Source organism: Microbulbifer sp. HZ11 (genome assembly GCF_000708675.1).
Lineage (GTDB): Bacteria > Pseudomonadota > Gammaproteobacteria > Pseudomonadales > Cellvibrionaceae > Microbulbifer.
In genome coordinates, this window is sequence record NZ_JELR01000002.1 from 1,781,441 (window position 1) to 1,798,478 (window position 17,038).

The 17,038-nt window shown below is 57.5% G+C and carries 14 protein-coding genes; 4 read left to right on the plus strand and 10 right to left on the minus strand.

The features are described 5' to 3' along the window. Positions 1 to 56: 56 nt before the first annotated feature. The 3 genes from AU11_RS15170 to AU11_RS15180 all read right to left on the minus strand — a co-directional run bounded on the left by AU11_RS15170 (position 57) and on the right by AU11_RS15180 (position 3,063). On the minus strand, positions 57 to 1,217 hold the full coding sequence (locus AU11_RS15170) for a hypothetical protein (protein ID WP_043320104.1): 1,161 nt from the start codon (positions 1,215 to 1,217) through the stop codon (positions 57 to 59). Positions 1,218 to 1,271: 54 nt separating this feature from the next. Beyond that, positions 1,272 to 2,168, minus strand: a complete 897-nt coding sequence (locus AU11_RS15175; RefSeq protein WP_156035350.1) for a hypothetical protein — start codon at positions 2,166 to 2,168, stop codon at positions 1,272 to 1,274. A 172-nt stretch (positions 2,169 to 2,340) separates the two neighbouring features. Then, positions 2,341 to 3,063 carry a ComF family protein gene (locus tag AU11_RS15180; RefSeq protein ID WP_081848148.1) on the minus strand — a complete coding sequence of 241 codons (723 nt, stop codon included), beginning with the start codon at positions 3,061 to 3,063 and terminating at the stop codon, positions 2,341 to 2,343. A 249-nt stretch (positions 3,064 to 3,312) separates the two neighbouring features. Here AU11_RS15180 and bioB point away from each other — a divergent pair, with 249 nt between their 5' ends. From bioB to bioC, 3 genes are read left to right on the plus strand one after another with little or no spacing between them, the layout of a single operon-like run. Next, a complete protein-coding gene (bioB, locus tag AU11_RS15185; protein WP_043320106.1) occupies positions 3,313 to 4,380 on the plus strand; it encodes a biotin synthase BioB in 1,068 nt (355 codons plus the stop codon). 14 nt (positions 4,381 to 4,394) lie between these two features. Then, positions 4,395 to 5,597, plus strand: coding sequence for an 8-amino-7-oxononanoate synthase (gene bioF / locus AU11_RS15190; protein WP_081848149.1), 1,203 nt, complete (start codon positions 4,395 to 4,397; stop codon positions 5,595 to 5,597). Next, entirely contained in the window at positions 5,594 to 7,135 is a 1,542-nt protein-coding gene (gene bioC / locus AU11_RS18175; protein WP_081848150.1) for a malonyl-ACP O-methyltransferase BioC, read from the plus strand. Before bioF ends, bioC begins: the two co-directional genes overlap by 4 nt. 6 nt (positions 7,136 to 7,141) lie before the next feature. Here the strand turns inward: bioC and AU11_RS15200 are convergent, their stop codons facing one another. From AU11_RS15200 to AU11_RS17875, 7 genes are all read right to left on the minus strand, one after another. Continuing rightward, on the minus strand, positions 7,142 to 7,975 hold the full coding sequence (locus AU11_RS15200) for a cyclase family protein (protein ID WP_051687298.1): 834 nt from the start codon (positions 7,973 to 7,975) through the stop codon (positions 7,142 to 7,144). Between the two features lie 27 nt (positions 7,976 to 8,002). Then, positions 8,003 to 8,656 carry a DUF6515 family protein gene (locus AU11_RS15205; RefSeq protein ID WP_043320107.1) on the minus strand — a complete coding sequence of 218 codons (654 nt, stop codon included), beginning with the start codon at positions 8,654 to 8,656 and terminating at the stop codon, positions 8,003 to 8,005. Between the two features lie 146 nt (positions 8,657 to 8,802). After that, positions 8,803 to 9,675 carry an agmatinase gene (gene speB, locus AU11_RS15210; RefSeq protein ID WP_043320108.1) on the minus strand — a complete coding sequence of 291 codons (873 nt, stop codon included), beginning with the start codon at positions 9,673 to 9,675 and terminating at the stop codon, positions 8,803 to 8,805. A 385-nt stretch (positions 9,676 to 10,060) separates the two neighbouring features. Further along, positions 10,061 to 11,254 (minus strand): carboxynorspermidine decarboxylase, encoded by a 1,194-nt coding sequence (gene nspC / locus AU11_RS15215; RefSeq protein ID WP_043320109.1) that lies wholly within the window; start codon positions 11,252 to 11,254, stop codon positions 10,061 to 10,063. Positions 11,255 to 11,365: 111 nt separating this feature from the next. Next, positions 11,366 to 12,559: a saccharopine dehydrogenase family protein gene (locus AU11_RS15220; RefSeq protein WP_043320110.1), complete on the minus strand. Its 1,194-nt coding sequence runs from the start codon at positions 12,557 to 12,559 to the stop codon at positions 11,366 to 11,368. A 388-nt stretch (positions 12,560 to 12,947) separates the two neighbouring features. Beyond that, the gene (gene speA, locus AU11_RS15225) at positions 12,948 to 14,870 is read right to left on the minus strand and encodes a biosynthetic arginine decarboxylase (protein WP_043320111.1); all 1,923 of its coding nucleotides are present in this window, start codon (positions 14,868 to 14,870) and stop codon (positions 12,948 to 12,950) included. Between the two features lie 370 nt (positions 14,871 to 15,240). Then, the gene (locus AU11_RS17875; RefSeq protein ID WP_051687299.1) at positions 15,241 to 15,948 is read right to left on the minus strand and encodes a DUF6515 family protein; all 708 of its coding nucleotides are present in this window, start codon (positions 15,946 to 15,948) and stop codon (positions 15,241 to 15,243) included. A gap of 236 nt (positions 15,949 to 16,184) precedes the next feature. Here AU11_RS17875 and panC point away from each other — a divergent pair, with 236 nt between their 5' ends. After that, positions 16,185 to 17,033 (plus strand): pantoate--beta-alanine ligase, encoded by an 849-nt coding sequence (gene panC / locus AU11_RS15235; RefSeq protein WP_043320112.1) that lies wholly within the window; start codon positions 16,185 to 16,187, stop codon positions 17,031 to 17,033. Positions 17,034 to 17,038: the final 5 nt, after the last annotated feature.

Here is a 17,038-nt window from a genome sequence, read left to right on the forward strand (position 1 = left end):
AATTGGCCAGGGCCGCTAAGCAGATACTTGGCGGCCTTTGAGTAAGTGGTTTGAAGCTAAGCTGCCCAGTTCTGGTTGCCTTTGCCCAGAGTGTTCTGGTAAACGCCCTTGAGGCTGCGAGCGTGGCCACTGAGATCGTTATAGACGCTTTTCCCGATAATGTAGCAACCGAGCCCAGCGGCGATGGTGCCAGCGGGACCCGCAGCTTGCATGGTGAGGTTAATGGCTTTTGCGAAAGTGTCGAAGCCGAAAGTGCCTACTGCACCACCCACACCAAGTTTAGCGATTATCGGCAAGAATCTATCCGAGTGCGCGCCATTGGTTTCGCGGTCCCATAGGTCATTTGTGTTCCGGTTGATGCCTGCCAGCTCAAAACCTAACTGTTTACAAAGTGCTTCCAACTCCTTGGTAGTCGTACCCTTTCCGCGTGGGTTGGAAAAGTACACGACTTGTCGTGCACGGACTTTTGAATCCTTTTCGGCATTGTGGAGCTTGGGGGCACTCTTCAAGGCCTGCATGGCGCGGACGAAAGTGCCTGCACCTTCTCCGTGGGCGAGCCAGTGCACTCGACATTTTTGCCCCATAGCCTGTTGGAGGAGAGAAGCAAGTTGGTTACTTTGTCTATCGCTGCGATAGCCGCCATTTTGCCAATAAAGGGAATAGTGTTTGTTCGGCCTATCGATCGAGTGGCCGCGGAGGTCGCCCGAGTATGCGTTACGAATATGATCTACTAGTTTTCCGCCAGCTTGTTCCTTGCTATCAAATTTTCCTGCGACAGCGGCGTAATGGGCCTCTTTCCAGCGATGCTTTAACTGCATCTGTGTTTTCGATGTGTCTTGAGTTTCCCAGCCAATTCGCCGCGCATTATCGTAATAATGAACTTGGTAAAGCCCGCTAGCCTGCTGGCTATTTGACCTCTGATACTTTTCATCAATCTCAAGTTGAAGAAGCATTACGTCACCGTGCTCGTCTATGAGGTAATGAATAGCAAATCCTGGCTGCACTAAGCGCTCAGGTTTGCCGGTTCGTCCACCCGCGCGGGCGTTAAGACTGAAGGCAGCGCGCATAATGGATGTTAAGTAGAAGTCCCCTTCGTGGGCCTTTTTAATCGCTTCCCAATCCGCATAGTGATCAGGGTGTACATAGATGTTTCGGCTGCTATTTGGGTTGGCGTGCTGCGGAATCAGAGTCTTCCTTGAAATACTTTGTATATTCATAACTACTCCTTGTTATGTTTTATTCAATAACTAGAATTTTTGGTGATTGGCGGATCAGGGGGTGAACTGAGGGGGTGGGCTGCCAGGCTTGAGAATGACGATATCTGATTCGCCATTGCTGTAGTTCCCATCGCGCCATTTCGGGTAATTCCAGGCAATAGGTTCGCGATGCTCGCTAGCGCGGGCTTCGGGCCACTTCTTTTTCGCCTCAGTTAGCTGTGTGCGTGCACTTGGACCTAGCTCCAAGGTCAGCGAGTCCAATACGGAGTCACGCAGCGCATTCATGTTGGTAAGTGAGTAGTTTGCCGGGCCATAGCCGAAATAACGGAAAGAAATACTGACGCTGTATCTGTGTTCCAGCGGTAATATCAGGGTGCAGCAGTGGGATGCGTGCTCGTACGGTTCCGGCTCGCTGGTATGATTTGAGAAATCTCGGTGTGATTCACAATAGATCCCGGTTGCACCGGATTGTCGGTGTAGAGACCAATTGAACGGGCCTACTTCTTTTGGCATTGCCGGCTGTGTGGGGCCGCCTGTATCAAAATAGAGGGCGCGATCAATCACTTGCTCTAGGTGTGCAGGGTTAAAGCAACTCATACCATCTGGCAAGGCATCTTCTCGGATTACTCCAATGCCAAATGCTATGAAACCGTATGGCCTAGAACGCCAGGGAGGGCCGTAAAACTCCCAGTGACGATTGGCTAGTCCGCCTTTGTAATGCGCATTACCACTTTGTTGCCATTCCGGAGATTCCGAATCGGTGTAAAACATATCCGGATCGTGAAGGTTGATTTTTCGCAGTGGGTCCTCTCTGCGAAACCCCTCTGAGTCACTATGCGGTGGCAATAGCATAGTCAGCCGACTTCCGGATATATCAATCTCGACTTTCTCCCGGCGATTCAGCCCGGGAACGAAGGGGTGTTTGCGAGTGGCGAAGAGTCGTTTGAACATGGAGAAATTACGGCATCGGCCAACTTTTAAAGTTCGATGGCAATCACTTTACCGTAACAATGCTGGGGATCCTAGTGGCTGAGAATTACCTGTTATTACAGGGTTTTAACTGGAACACCTGTGCTAATTGTTGAGGTGTATTACTAGTTAATTTGGCTGGATCACGTGCGGGTTAGGGTACGCGCGCTAATGCAAAAGTACTGACTCTCGCGGCGCCCGCATCCAGGAGCGACTGCGTAGCCGCTTCCTGCGTCGCACCCGTAGTAATCACGTCATCCACCAGCCCGATATGCAGCCCCTGTACTCTGGGATGGGCTTTAAAACTGCGGGTTAGATTCTTGAGTCGCTGGGTGCGTTTCAATTTCTGTTGGCTGCCGGTGGCGGTGATCTTGCGCAGGGCGCGGGCGTCTACCGGAATGCGCCAGTGCTTGCCGAGGATATCCGCGATCAGCTGGGCCTGGTTGTAGCCGCGCTCGAACAGTTGCTTGCGCCAGTGCATGGGGACTGGCACCAGCACGTCCGGGCGTTGCTCTCCCATTGGCTGGTGTTTCAGGTGCTCGGCGCTTAGTTCTGCAAGGGTGCGGCCGGCGGCGAGGTCGCGGCGGTATTTGAAGCGCTGTATCAACTGTGACACCGGGTAGGCGTAGGTCCAGGTGGCGTGGCTGCTGGTCTGGGGTGGGGGTTGTTGCAGACAACCGGCGCATTGCCGGTCGGTGGCGTCTGCTAATGGGATGGCGCAGCGCTGGCAGGCGTGACCGAGGCTGGGCAGGTCCTGCTGGCAGGGCTCGCAAATGCCGAAATGTATCTTGTCACTGCTGCCACACAGCAGGCAGCGCGCCAGATGCCCATCTACCGATCGGCTGATAAGTTGGTCAAAAAGTCGTAGAAGAGCCACTGCAATCCTCCCTGATCGCAATTCCCAAGCCCGCACTCTGGATTGAACCCGCCACGGCACCTGTAAACCAGAAGTGGTTCTGTTGGTTGACAGCGAAGGGGCCCCCGCTAAACTGACAGCCTTTATCCATAATGCCAAGAACAATCTGGCGCAGGCCCCGCCTTGCGCCGGTCGACGGCAAGCGCCCCAGGCTTTGACTGCTGGGTCTTGCCGCCCGAGGAGAGTAATCCTGTGACTGCCAACCCGCAAATGTCTTCCGATTCATCCACTTACGGCCAGGTACGCAACGACTGGACTCGCCAGCAGGTGCTGGACCTGTTCGCGCTGCCGTTCAACGATCTGCTGTTTACCGCGCAGATGGTGCACCGTCAGCACTTCGACGCCAACCGGGTTCAGGTGAGCACCCTCTGCTCCATCAAGACCGGCGCCTGTCCGGAAGACTGCAGCTACTGCCCCCAGAGTGCCCGCTACGATACCGGCCTTGAGCGCGAGAAGCTGATGAAGGTCGAGGCGGTGGTGGAAGAGGCCCGTGCGGCCAAGGCCAGTGGTGCCACCCGCTTCTGTATGGGGGCGGCCTGGCGCTCGCCGAAGAAAAAAGACATGCCCTACGTCACCAAGATGGTGAAGGAAGTGAAGTCCCTGGGGCTCGAGACCTGTATGACCCTGGGTATGCTCTCCGACGATCAGGCCAAGGATCTGGCGGAAGCGGGCCTCGATTATTACAACCACAACCTGGATACCTCCCCGGAATACTACGGCGATATCATCACCACCCGCACCTACGAAGACCGCCTGAACACCCTTTCCAATGTGCGAGCGGCGGGCATGAAAGTCTGCGCAGGCGGCATTATCGGCCTGGGCGAGGAAGAGAAAGATCGCGCGGGGCTGCTGATGCAGCTGGCCAATCTGCCGGAGCAGCCGGAATCCGTGCCCATCAATATGCTGGTAAAAGTGGCTGGCACCCCGCTGGAAAACAACAAGGATCTCGACCCGTTCGAATTTATCCGCTGCATCGCCGTGGCCCGCATCATGATGCCGAAGTCCCATGTGCGCTTGTCCGCCGGCCGCGAATCTATGAACGACGAGATGCAGTCCCTGGCTTTCCTCGCCGGTGCCAATTCCATCTTCTACGGGGAAAAGCTCCTCACCACCGGAAACCCGGAAGCCAATAAGGACATGCAGCTGTTCAACCGCCTCGGCATCAAGCCGGAGGAATACCACCAGCACGAAGACGAGGCTGCCGTGGAAGCGGAGCTGCAATCCCAGATTGCCGATCAGCAAAACGATTCGTTCTTCTACGACGCCGCCAAGGCGTAAGTGACTCGGTTGTTGTGTCCAGCCTGCAGAATTTTCTGAACACGCGCCTGGCCGAGCGCCGGGCGCAGCAGTTGTATCGCCAGCACAAAATTCTCAACGCCGCGCCGGGTCCGGTGGCGGTGGTCGATGGCCGCGAGCTGATCGCCTTCAGCAGCAACGACTACCTCGGTTTGGCCTCGCATCCTGAGGTGATCGAGGCGCAGCAGCGCGGAGCGCTACTGGGCGCGGGCGCAACCGCCTCCCATCTGGTCAACGGCCACTTCGATATTCACCAGCAGCTGCAAAACAAGATCGCCGAAGTCACCGGTCGCGAGGCCGCGCTGCTGTTTGGCAGCGGCTATATGGCCAACGTCGGTGCGATCAACGCATTGGTGGGCCGCGGTGATTTTGTGGTGCAGGACAAACTCAATCACGCTTCCCTGATCGACGGTGGGCGTATCTCCGGCGCCCAGTATCTGCGCTTCGCGCACAATGATCTGGAAGGGCTGGAAATTCAGCTCAAGCGTGCCCGTGAAAAAAGTGACGGAAAAATTCTGCTGGCGGTGGACGGCGTCTACAGCATGGATGGCGACACCGCACATCTCGCGGAAATGGCCGCATTGTGTGAACGCTTCGACGCCTGGCTGATGGTGGATGAGGCCCACGGCTTCGGCGTGATGGGCAGCGATGAATTTCCCTGTGCCGGCAGCGCTGCTGCCGCGGGTCTGGATCAGCAAAGCGCGCCCATTGTGATGGGAACACTCGGCAAAGCTGCCGGCAACGGCGGTGCCTTTATTGCAGGCTCCCAAGCACTGATAGATTACCTTACCCAGTTTGCCCGCACCTATATCTACACCACGGGCATGCCACCGGCGGTGGCGGCGGGTTGTCTGCGCGCGCTGGAATTGATGCAGCAAGAGCCGTTGCGGGAAACTCTGCAGCAGCGCATTGCTTATTTCCGCGAGCGCGCCGCCGCGCTTGCGCTGCCCCTGGAAAACTCCACCAGTGCGATTCAGCCGATGGTGCTGGGCTGCGAAAAAACCGTGCTGGCCATTGCCGAACAGTTACAGCAAGCGGGTTTCCTGGTCGGTGCCATTCGCCCGCCCACCGTGCCCGCCGGCACCGCGCGCCTGCGTATCACCCTTTCGGCGGCGCACTCGCAAGCGCAGATCGACGGTTTACTGTATGCACTGGTCGAGGCACTGGCACTAATCAAAGATCGCGAGGTGGTGGTATGAACCTGGCACTGATTCACGGTTGGGGCGGCGACGCGCGCTGCTGGCAGCCGCTGCTTGAAAAGCTGGAAGGGCTGTTTGTGCAGACCGTCAATATCGAGCTGCCGAGCTTCGGTGCGCGGGCGCGGGAACCCTGGCCGAATACCGAAGAGTTGCTTGCTCAGGTGGAAGCGCAGCTACCCGCGGATTGCCTGCTGATTGGTTGGTCCCTTGGAGGAATGCTGGCAACGCGCCTCGCGGCGACCAACAGTAAAGTTCGCGGCCTGGTAACCATTGCCTGCAACGGCAGCTTTGTCGCACGGGAGGAATGGCCGGGAATGGATAAAGGCGTGTTTGCCGGTTTCTGTCGGGTCCAGCGTGAGGCGCCAGAGAAAAACTTCGCGCGCTTTTGCGGCCTGGAGGCGCGCGGCGACTCGGAAATGCGCAGCCTGCTGAAAACCTTGAAAGGCTGGCAGCCCGCAATCATTCCAGCTGCCTGGTGCGACGCATTGGCCTGCCTCGGCGAGCTCGATAATCGGGCTTTGTTGGCGACGCTGGAGCTCCCCGCGCTGCATATATTCGGCGAGAGAGATGCGCTGGTACCGGTGGCCGCGACCCAGGCGATCGCAGCGGTGGGTGCGCAGGTCAAGGTCATTCCCCAGGCGGGCCACTGCCCGCACCTTGCGCGCGCGCAGGAAATTGCCGGCCTGATCAGAAGCTTTTCCCGGTCACTGAATACCAGCCTTGCGCCACTGGAAAAATCCTCGGTGGCACGCGCCTTTGGCCGCGCCGCCGCCAGCTACGATGCGGCGGCCCATCTGCAGCGCGCTGTTTGCCGGGAGCTTTTGAGCCGCGCCGGAGAGAGCTGGTCGCCGAAACGGATTCTCGATCTCGGCAGCGGTACCGGCTACGGCAGTGAACTGCTGCGCAAGCGCTTCCCGGATACGGAGATCATCGCTCTGGATATTGCGCCACAGATGCTTGGGTATGCCCGCCAACACCGCCCGGTGGCGGACGGCTATGTGGCGGCAGACGCGGAGCAGTTACCGCTGGCGGGCGGAACAATCGATCTGGTGTTTTCCAGTTTCGCCCTGCAATGGTGCTACGATTTGCCGAAACTGTTTGCGGAAATCCGTCGCGTGTTAAGTCCCGAGGGCAACACACTGATTTCCACCCTGGTGCCGGGCACCTTGCGAGAACTGGAAACGAGCTGGGCGGCGGTGGACGAGGCGGTGCATGTAAACCGCTTCCTGCCGGTGGAAGCCTGGCGCAGTGCCTGTGAAAAAAGTCAGTTGGACAGTAGCATCGCCACCGAGCAGAGGGTATTGCACTTCGACCGGCTTAAAACCCTGATGCAGGAACTGAAAAGTATTGGCGCCCACAATGTCAACCGCGCAGCGGGCAAGGGACTGTTGAGCCGGAAAAAGTTGCGCACGCTGACCGAAGCCTATGAACGGCAGCGTACCCCCGCCGGCCTGCCGGCAACCTATCAGGTGTTGTACCTGCAGCTGGCCCATAGTGACGCTGATGCGGCTGCATTGGGAGTAGCCGCATCCGTTTAACGGCCGCTACTGGGGAATAAACGCCACCACTCGAGTCGGTCCACCACTGCCACCGCGAATTTTCATCGGCAGTGCAATCAGCGTGAAGCCCTTGTCCGGTAATGACTGGAGATTCGCCACATTCTCCAGAGCGGGAATGTTCCGTTTGAATAATTCCCGGTGGGTTTTGAAAAGCCTAGATCCACCGTAATCGATGCTCGGGGTGTCCAGCCCCACCGCCTTCACCCCGCGCTTCTCGGCGAGAAAAATCGCCGCTTCCGGCGATAGTCCCGGGAAGTTCAACTTTGCCACTGCCGCGTCACCGCGCTCGGCAGTGCCCATATATTTTTCCGCATCCGGCCAGTACTGTGCATTGCCGGTATCGAACAGCACGATGGAATCTTTTGCGATAGTGCCGTGCTGATTTTCCCAGCGTTCAATATCCGCGACGGAAATCAGGTAGTTGCGGTCAGCCTTATCTTTTTTACCAACTTGATCTGCTACGCGGATCACGATCCCGGGGCCAATCAACTGCTCAAGGGGTATTTTGTCCACGCTGATATGGTCGCGGGCAAAGTGCACCGGTGCGTCCACGTGAGTGCCGCCGTGTTCAGCGGTCGCCAGGTTGTAGGCGGAGTAGTAGTAACCCTTGTCTGTCTCCCCGGCGAACACCGTGCTCTTGGCAAACTTATCAGCCGTCGGCCAATAGAGCGTGTCGTCGGCGAAATCGTGGGACAGGTCAATCCAGCGGCCCTGGGGAAAAGCGTCGGCCAATGGTGGGGAAGAAAAAGCTGTGGTGATCCACGTGGTTGCCAGCAAGCTGATTGCCAGGAGTCGGGACTTCCGTGTCCGCAGGTGCATAACAGTTCCTTGTTAATTTATTCGCGATTAAACCTGCACCACCACGTACACCTCGCGGCCATCGCGCTGGGTGGGCATAAAATAGTGGCCGCCGTAGCGGTAGTACTGGATGCCATTGATCACTTCCGCGGTATAGCCCGTGGGCAGGGTCTCCACCACCTGGCCAGGGCTGTAGGCGGCCCCGTGAGCTACCGGCCCCGATGTGGTTGTTGTGGTGGTAGTGACGGTGGTGGTGACTGCAGCCGGTGCAGGAACCACCACGTATCGGTTCACCGGCGGTTGCCACTGATAATAGGCGCCCCCGTACTGATAATAGGTGAAGCCACCCACCTGAACCCGAACCGCACTTGCGGGCAACGTCAGCACTGCAGCTCCCAGAGGTGCTGCCACGGTCACGTAGCCCCTGGGGCCTGGGCGATAGAAGGCGCCGCCACCGTAGAAATAGGGGCGACCGCCCACGTTCAGGTTCACGTATCCACCGGGCAATACGGGAACTGTCACACCGATGCCAATACGTGGGCCCCGGTAGCGTGGGCCCCAATATCCGCGATGATGATGGCCCGGGCCGTGATAATGGCCGCGATGACCGCCGTGTGCGAAAGCTGGTGGTGCGGCAAAGGCCATCGACAGCAGGGCTGCGACGCCCACGCCGAGCGCCAAGATTTTTGCCGTTTTGTTCATTGAATCCCCCGCGGAGCGAGCACTTACTATTGAACAAATAATAAACGTATACGGCGATGCACGCTACGGTTGGCGCTCATTTGAACGTTAAGAATTGTCATCTCAGCGCACCGCGCAGGGTGACCCGTGGGCCACCCTGGCCGGGGTCAGCGGCGATTGCGCTGCACAATACCCATCAGTTTGTACAGCAGTTGGGCCGCACCGAATTCGTAGGCGTGGAAGCCATCGATGGGGGCGAACTCCAGCAGATCAAAACCGATGATTTCCCGCTGCTTGGCGACGGATTCGAACAGGTTCAGGGTCTGGTACCAGCCGAGACCGCCGGGTACCGGGGTGCCGGTGGACGGGAAGACCGATGGGTCCATACCGTCGATATCCAGGGTGAAGAACACCTTGCTGGGGAAATCGTCCGGCAGTTCGATGGACTGGATCTGGGTGGGCACCAGCTGGTGGGCGTCCAGGTAGCGCACGTTGTACTGCTTGCGCGCTTCCATCTCTTCTTCGCAGTAAGCGCGAATGCCCAGCTGATACAGCGGGATGCCCGCTTCACACACCAGGCGCATGACACTGGCATGGCTGTGCTTGTGGCCCTCGTAGCGGTCGCGCAGGTCGGCGTGGGCGTCGATCTGCACTACACCGAAGTCGCTGATACCGGCGTCCAGGTAACCTTTGATGATGCCCCAGGTGACGGAGTGTTCACCGCCGATGCCCACAGGCATTTTGCCCTGCTTGAGGATGTCGGTGGTGGCGCTGGCGATGTTTTCCATCACCTGCTCTGCGGCGCCACTCACATCCACTGGTTCACGGGTGTAGATGCCCAGTTCGCAGGGTGAGGAAAAGTTATCGAAGGTCTCCAGCTGATGGGACGCTTCAATAATTGCCGCTGGCCCCTTGCCCGTACCTCCGCCGTAGGAGACGGTTTCCTCGTACGGAATCGGCAGGATATGGAACAGGGCGTCTTCGGGCTTCGGCTGCTCGATTTCGGAACCGAGGAAAATGCTGGGGTCTTCTTGGTGCATGGGATCTGGCCTGGTGGTTCTAGGTTTCGTGGTTCTTTAGAACCTTTGGTGGCGGCCAAGCACCGGGTATCTGTTTTCAAAACCGCTGTGAATACGTCCCTGTACGCTGCGTCGGCGCCGTCCATGGCGCCGACGCTTTTGAAAACAGATCCCCGGCACTTGGCCTTCAATTTGTAGTTTGGTACTTCGTAATTGCCGCTTGATTGGCTTACGAAGTACATAGTCGGAATTTAAGGGGAAGTGCCGGGTACAGGTTTTCGGGAGCGTCGCAAACAGGATGTTTGCGACGCAGCGCCCAGGGATGGGTTCACAGCGGTCCCGAAAACCTGTACCCGGTGCTTCTCCGCCACCGCAGTAATTTCAAAGCACCTGCGGTGGCTTGGTGTTAGGAGAGGCGATTTTTAAAGTCCTCGTAACCGAACTCTTTGATCATCCGCAATTCATCGGTATCCGAGTTCCACAAAGCGATGGAAGGCAACGGAATACCGTTGAAGGTGTTGGTTTTGACCATGGTGTAGTAGGCCATTTCCTCAAACACAATCCGGTCGCCGATCTTCAGCGGCTCGGCAAAGCTGTATTCGCCGATTCGGTCACCCGCCAGGCAACTCTGACCACCCAACTGATAAGCGTGGGGGAGTTCTTCTGGCAGCGATGCGCCAGTGATTTCCGGGCGGTAAGGCATCTCGATCACATCCGGCATATGGCAGGTGGCGGAGACGTCGAGGATCGCCTGGTTCTTGCCGTTCCAAGTCAGGTCGATCACCTCGCCCACCAGCACACCGCAAAACAGCGCGACCGCTTCACCGGGCTCCAGATAAACCTGCACATCGTGCTTCGCGGAAAAAGCCTTCACCGCACTGATCAGCTCTTCCACCTGATAATCGCAGCGGGTGATATGGTGGCCACCGCCGAAATTGATCCACTGCATCTGTGGAATCAGATCGCCAAACTTTTCTTCCACTGCCTTGATGGTGCGCTCCAATGGTTTGAAGTCCTGTTCGCACAAAGTGTGAAAGTGCAGGCCGCTGATACCAGTTAAGTCTTCGCCGTCAAACAGCGAGCGCACAATGCCCAAGCGCGAGCAGGGCGCGCAGGGATCGTAGATCGGGGTGTGACCTTCCGAGTGTTCCGGGTTGATACGCAAACCGAACTGCAACTCCGGGCGCTTCTTTTGCGCGTCCAGGCACAGAGATTTGTAGCGCTTCCACTGGGAGAACGAATTGAAGATCACATGGTGTGCGAATTCGAGGATCTCTTTCAGTTCCTGCTCTTTGTAGCCGGCACTGAAAACATGTACCTCCTTGCCCTTATCCTTGCCGCCGTATTCTTCGAAGCCCAGTCGCGCTTCGTTGATGCCGCTGGCGCAGGTGCCGGAAAGATACTCCGCGACAATGGGCCCGATGCTGAACATGGAAAACGCTTTCAGCGCGGCAAGTACCTTGGCGCCGCTGCGCTTTTGCACGTCGGCGAGGACTTCGAGGTTGTCGCGCAGGGCGATTTCGTCCACTACGAAGCACGGGGTGGAAACGCGGTTCGGGTCGAATTCGCCGAAGTAGTCTTTGCGGGGAGTGAGGTCCATAGATGGGAGGTGTGGTTCCTGAAAGTTTATCGAGTGGAATACTGGACCCCGGCCTTCGCCGGGGTGACGGTGATCGTCATACCGGCGAAGGCCGGGGTCCAGATGGAAAGGTTAAACGAACGGTTTGTCCAGCCAGGTTTCCTGCCAGGGCAGGCCGTATTTGTTCAGGTCGTTCATAAAGGGATCCGGGTCCAGCTGCTCCATATTCCACACGCCGGGCTTCATCCACTTGCCTTCCATCATCATCTTGGCGCCGATCATCGCCGGTACGCCGGTGGTGTAGGAAATGGCCTGGGACTGCACTTCTTTATAGGCTTCCTGGTGATCGCAGATGTTGTAGACGTAGTAGATCTTCTCTTCGCCGTCTTTCACACCCTTGATGATGTTGCCGATACAGGTCTTGCCCTTGGTCAGCGGACCGAGGCTCGCGGGGTCCGGCAGCAGTGCCTTCAGGAACTGAATCGGCACAATTTCCTGGCCCTGGAATTCGATCGGCTCGATGCTGGTCATGCCCACGTTCTGCAGCACTTCCAGGTGCTTCAGGTAGCTGGCACCGAAGGTCATCCAGAAACGCGCGCGCTCGATTTCCGGGAAGTGCTTGGACAGGGATTCCAGCTCCTCGTGGTACAGGAGATACAGGTCTTTTTCACCGATACCTTCCGGGAACTCGAATACCCGCTTTTCTTCCATGGGCTTGGTGGTTACCCATTTGCCGTCTTCCCAGTAGCGACCATTCGCGGTGATTTCGCGGATGTTGATTTCCGGGTTGAAGTTGGTGGCAAACGGCAGGCCGTGGTCACCGGCATTACAGTCCAGGATGTCCAGGGTCTTGATACGGTCGAAGTGGTGCTTCTTGGCATAAGCGGTAAACACACTGGTCACACCAGGGTCAAAACCACTGCCCAGCAGCGCCATCAGGCCGGCTTTCTCGAACTTGTCCTGATAGGCCCACTGCCAGCTGTACTCGAACTTGGCCTCTTCCGGCGGCTCGTAGTTGGCGGTGTCCAGGTAGTGCACGCCGGTTTCCAGGCACGCATCCATAATGTGCAGGTCCTGATACGGCAGGGCCACGTTGATGACCATGTCCGGTTTGACCTTTTCGATCAGCGCGACCATTTCCTTGACGTTGTCCGCATCCACTTCCGCAGTATTGATTTTACGCGGCAGCATATCGGCGATCTTGTCGCACTTGGACTTGGTGCGGCTGGCGAGGGTGATGTTTTCAAACACTTCCTCTACCTGGGCACACTTGTGTGCAACCACCTGGCCGACACCGCCGGCGCCGACAATCAGAACGTTGGCCATTTTTTTCTCCCTGTTTCGGGTGGCTATGGGTTTTGGGGTACCCTCGAAGTCGTTGTGTGGCAATCCTGCTGGCGATATGCCTTTGCTGGACACGCCGTGAACCCATCCATGGGGCTCTGCAAAATCATCCTGTTTTGAAGGTCCAGCAAAGGCATATCGCCAGCAGGATCTTCGCATCAAAAATTTGTACTTCGATATTGCTACGGAGTACAGAAATGTAAAGTTAAGGCAGAGTGCCGGGCATTGGTTTTCGGAAGCGTCGCAAACAGGACGTTTGCGCCGCAGCGCCCAGGGATGGGTTCACCGCGGTTCCGAAAACCAATGCCCGGTGCTCTGCCGCCACCGGGCTGGCGAAAATACGTACCACCAGGTCCGCCGGTGCCAGTTACTATTTTTCGAAGTAGGTATACCCACTCATGCTTGCCGTGTAAGTGTGCAGAATATCCTTGCGCTGCTGCGCGGTAATGCGTTTCTCTTTTACCGCGCGCTCCGCCAGCTTGCGGAAGCGCTCGAACAGGTCTTGCGGCGAGTACTCCACGTAGCTCAGTACATCGGCAATGCTGTCCCCGTGAATTTCACGGCTGTAATCCACGCTGCCGTCTTCTTCAATACGCACACTCACCACATTGGTATCACCGAACAGGTTGTGCAGGTCGCCCAGGGTTTCCTGATAGGCGCCCACCAGGAAGGTGCCGAGAATGTACTCTTCACCTTCCTTCAGTGCGTGCAGTGGCAGTGTCTTGCGCACATCCTGGCGATCGATAAAGCGGTCGATCTTGCCGTCGCAATCACAGGTGATGTCCGCGATGATCGCCGAACGGGTCGGCGCTTCATCCAGGCGGTGCACCGGCACCAGCGGGAACAACTGGTCGATGGCCCAGATGTCCGGCAGGGACTGGAACACACTCACGTTCGCGTAATAAATGTCGGACAGCACCTCAGGCAGTGCCTGCAGATCCACCGGCACCTGCTCCACTTCGTCCAGCAGCTTGCGGATCTTCTGCGCACACTGCAGGAACAGGTTCTCCGCCAGCGCGCGGTCCCGCAGGCTTACCTGGCCGTGCAGGTAGAGTGCGCGGATCTCGTCGCGGTAGTAGAGGCCGTCGTTGTAACTCTCCTGGAGATTCCTAGGCGTTACGCTTTGCAGCGCGTGCTGCAGATTTTTCAGCATCGGGTGCGCGTCGTCGCCGATCTGGTCTTCCTCCAGTTCGATAGGCTCGAAGCTGGTGGTGTCCAGAATATTGAACAGCAATACCGACGAATAGGCTACCGTGGCACGGCCGGACTCGGTAATGATTACCGGGTGTTCCACGCCCTCACTGTCTAGGGTGCCCATGATGGCTTCCACCACGTCCACACAGTACTCGTCCAGGGAGTAGTTCTTGGAGTGGGTATAGTTGGTTTTGGAGCCGTCATAGTCCACCGCCAGGCCGCCCCCCAGGTCCAGGTAACCCATGGCTGCGCCCTCTTCCACCAGATCCGCGTAGTAGCGGCAGGCTTCCAGCACGCCGGTACGGATGTCGCGGATATTCGGCACCTGTGAACCCAGGTGGTAGTGCAGCAGCTTCAGGCAGTGCAGCATATTGTGATCGCGCAGCTTGTCGACCATCGCGATCAGATCGTTACTGCCGAGGCCAAAGATACTGCGGTCGCCGCTGGTGGCATTCCAGTAGCCGCCCACCTTGCTCGCCAGTTTTACCCGCACGCCGATATTGGGCTCGACCTTCTCGCGCTCGGCACAGTGGATGATGGTATCCACTTCCGAGGGGGTTTCCACCACGAAGAATACCTGCACGCCGAGTCGCTGGGCCTGCAGGCCCAGGTTGATGAACTCTTCATCCTTGTAGCCGTTGCACACGATCAGCGCGTCGGTGTTGTCGAGGATCGACAGCGCCGCGATCAGCTCCGCCTTGCTGCCCGCTTCCAGCCCGTGGCCGAACTGACGACCGGCCTTGGCGATCTCTTCGATCACCTGGCACTGCTGATTCACCTTGATCGGAAATACGCCGCGGAACACATTCTTGTAGCCGCTGCTCTCGATGGCGCTGCGGAAAGAGTTGTTGATGCGCGCGATCTGCGCGTCCAGCAGGTTCTCAAAGCGTACCAGCAGGGGCATGCCAAGGCCGCGCTCGGTGGCGCCACGGGCGATATCCAGCAGGGAAACGGCATGCAAATCACCGGCTTCGTTTTTCACTTCCACGGTGATTTCGCCGGACTGGTTCAAATTGAAGTACCCGGCACCCCAGTTGCGGATGCCGTAGAGATCTGCGGAGTCGTCGCAGGTCCAGTTTTCGATTTGTTGCTGTTTCATGGCGCCTTTTAAGTTAGGGGGAACCTCTGGGGTTCCGAAAGCATTCTCCGAGAAGAGTTCCGGGGCTGCCGGTGGTTCATGGAGGAAATCGGGTAACCGTTCGCATGGGCCACTCGGGGGCGCGAATCTTGGGGCCAGAGTGTGTGGAAAGCAATAACTATAGAAAAGAAATTTGGCCTTTTTTAAAGCTTAAAATTAAATTTTTGTTCGGTTTTTTAGCAGGAAAATCCATAAGCCTGACGGGGGCGGGAGTTTGGCGTGCGAAGCGTTGTTCCGCGGACAAAAAAAGGCGACTCAAGGGAGTCGCCTGGGTAAATAACCGAATATTCATTCGGTTGTTGGGGTTGGATCCTGTGAGTGCTGTTCGCGATCAGATAAAGCCGGGGTTGGCGACCACGTAATAACCGTGACGGGCGCGGTCCCAGCGGTAGTAGGTGTCGTAGGCCACGTAATAGTTGAAACCGTTAAAGGTGACGCTCACGGCGGTCCCCGGCAGGGTGTGTACAAACGCGCCGACCGGTGCCTGTGCTACCACATACCCTACACCGTAAGGGCGATAGAAAATGCCGTCGCTGTAGTAGTAACCCAGGCCGCCGAAGTGAATACTGACGTAGCTGCGGGGCAGGCGCTTCCAGCGGTAGCCGTAGCCGTAATGACTTGGGCGCCAGCGGTGTTTGTGTGGTCTGTAGTGGGGGCGGTGAGGCTTGTGATGGCCGGCATAATAGGGCTTACCAGGCTTGTGCGCCGGCCGGCCCGGTTTGTGATCACCGTGCTTGCGGTCGTGGTGACGCTTGTCATGACGGCGGTTGTCTGAGTATTGGTGGGCGTCTCGGCGCTCCCTGCTGTGTGTATTCTTGCGGTGGGCTTCACGGACGTGTTGCTGATTTCGTTGACGATTCACAACGTCGCGGCGTTTCTCCTCGATTTTCCTGATCTTGTTGTGATGCTTCTCACGCTGCTGCTTTACATATTTATCCCGGTGTTCATCGCGGTGATGGCGGTCGTCTCGATCGGCAAGAGTCGGTGTGGCGGTCAGTAACAGGCCCGCGGCAGCAATGACGGTGATCAGTCTCTTCATGGTCGCTCTCCCCAGCCGCCGGGGCGACTGTCTTGTGCCCCTGGAGGGGCTTCTCGATAACTTGGAGAGCAGTTTGCGCTGTGTACACTGAATCCTTCCTGAATCAACGCAGGAATTTTGCCAGTGATGGGAAAAACCGAATGTGACCAATGGTTTCAACTGGTTCACGTCATTTGTTCCCATGGGCGCAGGGGGGTAATATGCCGCCCGTGTATACCTCTGGCGGAACACCGTTAATGCAAGTTTTTCACCATGTGGCCAGCCTGCGTCAAGCGCTGGCCGAGGCCCGTCGCGATGGCAAGAGCATCGGCTTCGTGCCCACCATGGGCAACCTCCACGATGCCCATATTGAACTGGTCAACCTGGCGCATCAGCACTGTGACGTGGTGGTGGTTTCCATCTTCGTCAACCGCCTGCAGTTCGGCCTGAACGAGGACTGGGATAAATACCCTCGTACCATGCAGGAAGACATGGCCAGGTTGCGTGCCGCCAATTGTGACTACCTGTTCCATCCGGAAGAAGCAGAAATCTATCCCAATGGTATGGATCAGCAGACCAAGGTGATCTGCCCGGCGATGACCGATGTGCTGTGCGGCGCGAGCCGTCCCGGTCACTTCGAGGGCGTGACCACCGTGGTGGCCAAGCTCTTCAATATCGTGCAGCCGGACAAGGCGGTGTTCGGTGTCAAGGACTTCCAGCAGCTGGCGGTGATCCGCCGTATGGTGGAGGATCTGTGCATTCCGGTGGAGATTGTCGCGGCGCCGGTACACCGGGAAGACGACGGCCTGGCGATGAGTTCGCGCAATGGTTACCTCACCGAGGAAGAGCGCCCGAAGGTGGCGATCCTGAATCAGTCGCTGAACTGGGTGAGCAACGAAATTAAAAACGGTCGCAAGGATTTTCCGGCCCTGGAGGAAGAGGCGCGAGCAAAAATTCAGGAAGCGGGCTTCAAGGTGGATTACTTCTCCATCTGCAACAGCAAGGATCTGCAGCCCGCGGCCCACGATGACTGCGAGATCACCATCCTGGGTGCCATGTACACCAGTGGTGCGCGGTTGATCGACAATGTTTCGTTGAGTGTTTAAAGAGT

Coding starts and splice junctions, on each gene's coding strand:
- AU11_RS15170 (WP_043320104.1), bottom strand. CDS start 1,217: ATGAATATACAAAGTATTTCAAGGAAGACTCTGATTCCGCAGCACGCC.
- AU11_RS15175 (WP_156035350.1), bottom strand. CDS start 2,168: ATGTTCAAACGACTCTTCGCCACTCGCAAACACCCCTTCGTTCCCGGG.
- bioB (WP_043320106.1), top strand. CDS start 3,313: ATGTCTTCCGATTCATCCACTTACGGCCAGGTACGCAACGACTGGACT.
- bioC (WP_081848150.1), top strand. CDS start 5,594: ATGAACCTGGCACTGATTCACGGTTGGGGCGGCGACGCGCGCTGCTGG.
- AU11_RS15200 (WP_051687298.1), bottom strand. CDS start 7,975: ATGCACCTGCGGACACGGAAGTCCCGACTCCTGGCAATCAGCTTGCTG.
- AU11_RS15205 (WP_043320107.1), bottom strand. CDS start 8,656: ATGAACAAAACGGCAAAAATCTTGGCGCTCGGCGTGGGCGTCGCAGCC.
- speB (WP_043320108.1), bottom strand. CDS start 9,675: ATGCACCAAGAAGACCCCAGCATTTTCCTCGGTTCCGAAATCGAGCAG.
- nspC (WP_043320109.1), bottom strand. CDS start 11,254: ATGGACCTCACTCCCCGCAAAGACTACTTCGGCGAATTCGACCCGAAC.
- AU11_RS15220 (WP_043320110.1), bottom strand. CDS start 12,559: ATGGCCAACGTTCTGATTGTCGGCGCCGGCGGTGTCGGCCAGGTGGTT.
- speA (WP_043320111.1), bottom strand. CDS start 14,870: ATGAAACAGCAACAAATCGAAAACTGGACCTGCGACGACTCCGCAGAT.
- AU11_RS17875 (WP_051687299.1), bottom strand. CDS start 15,948: ATGAAGAGACTGATCACCGTCATTGCTGCCGCGGGCCTGTTACTGACC.
- panC (WP_043320112.1), top strand. CDS start 16,185: ATGCAAGTTTTTCACCATGTGGCCAGCCTGCGTCAAGCGCTGGCCGAG.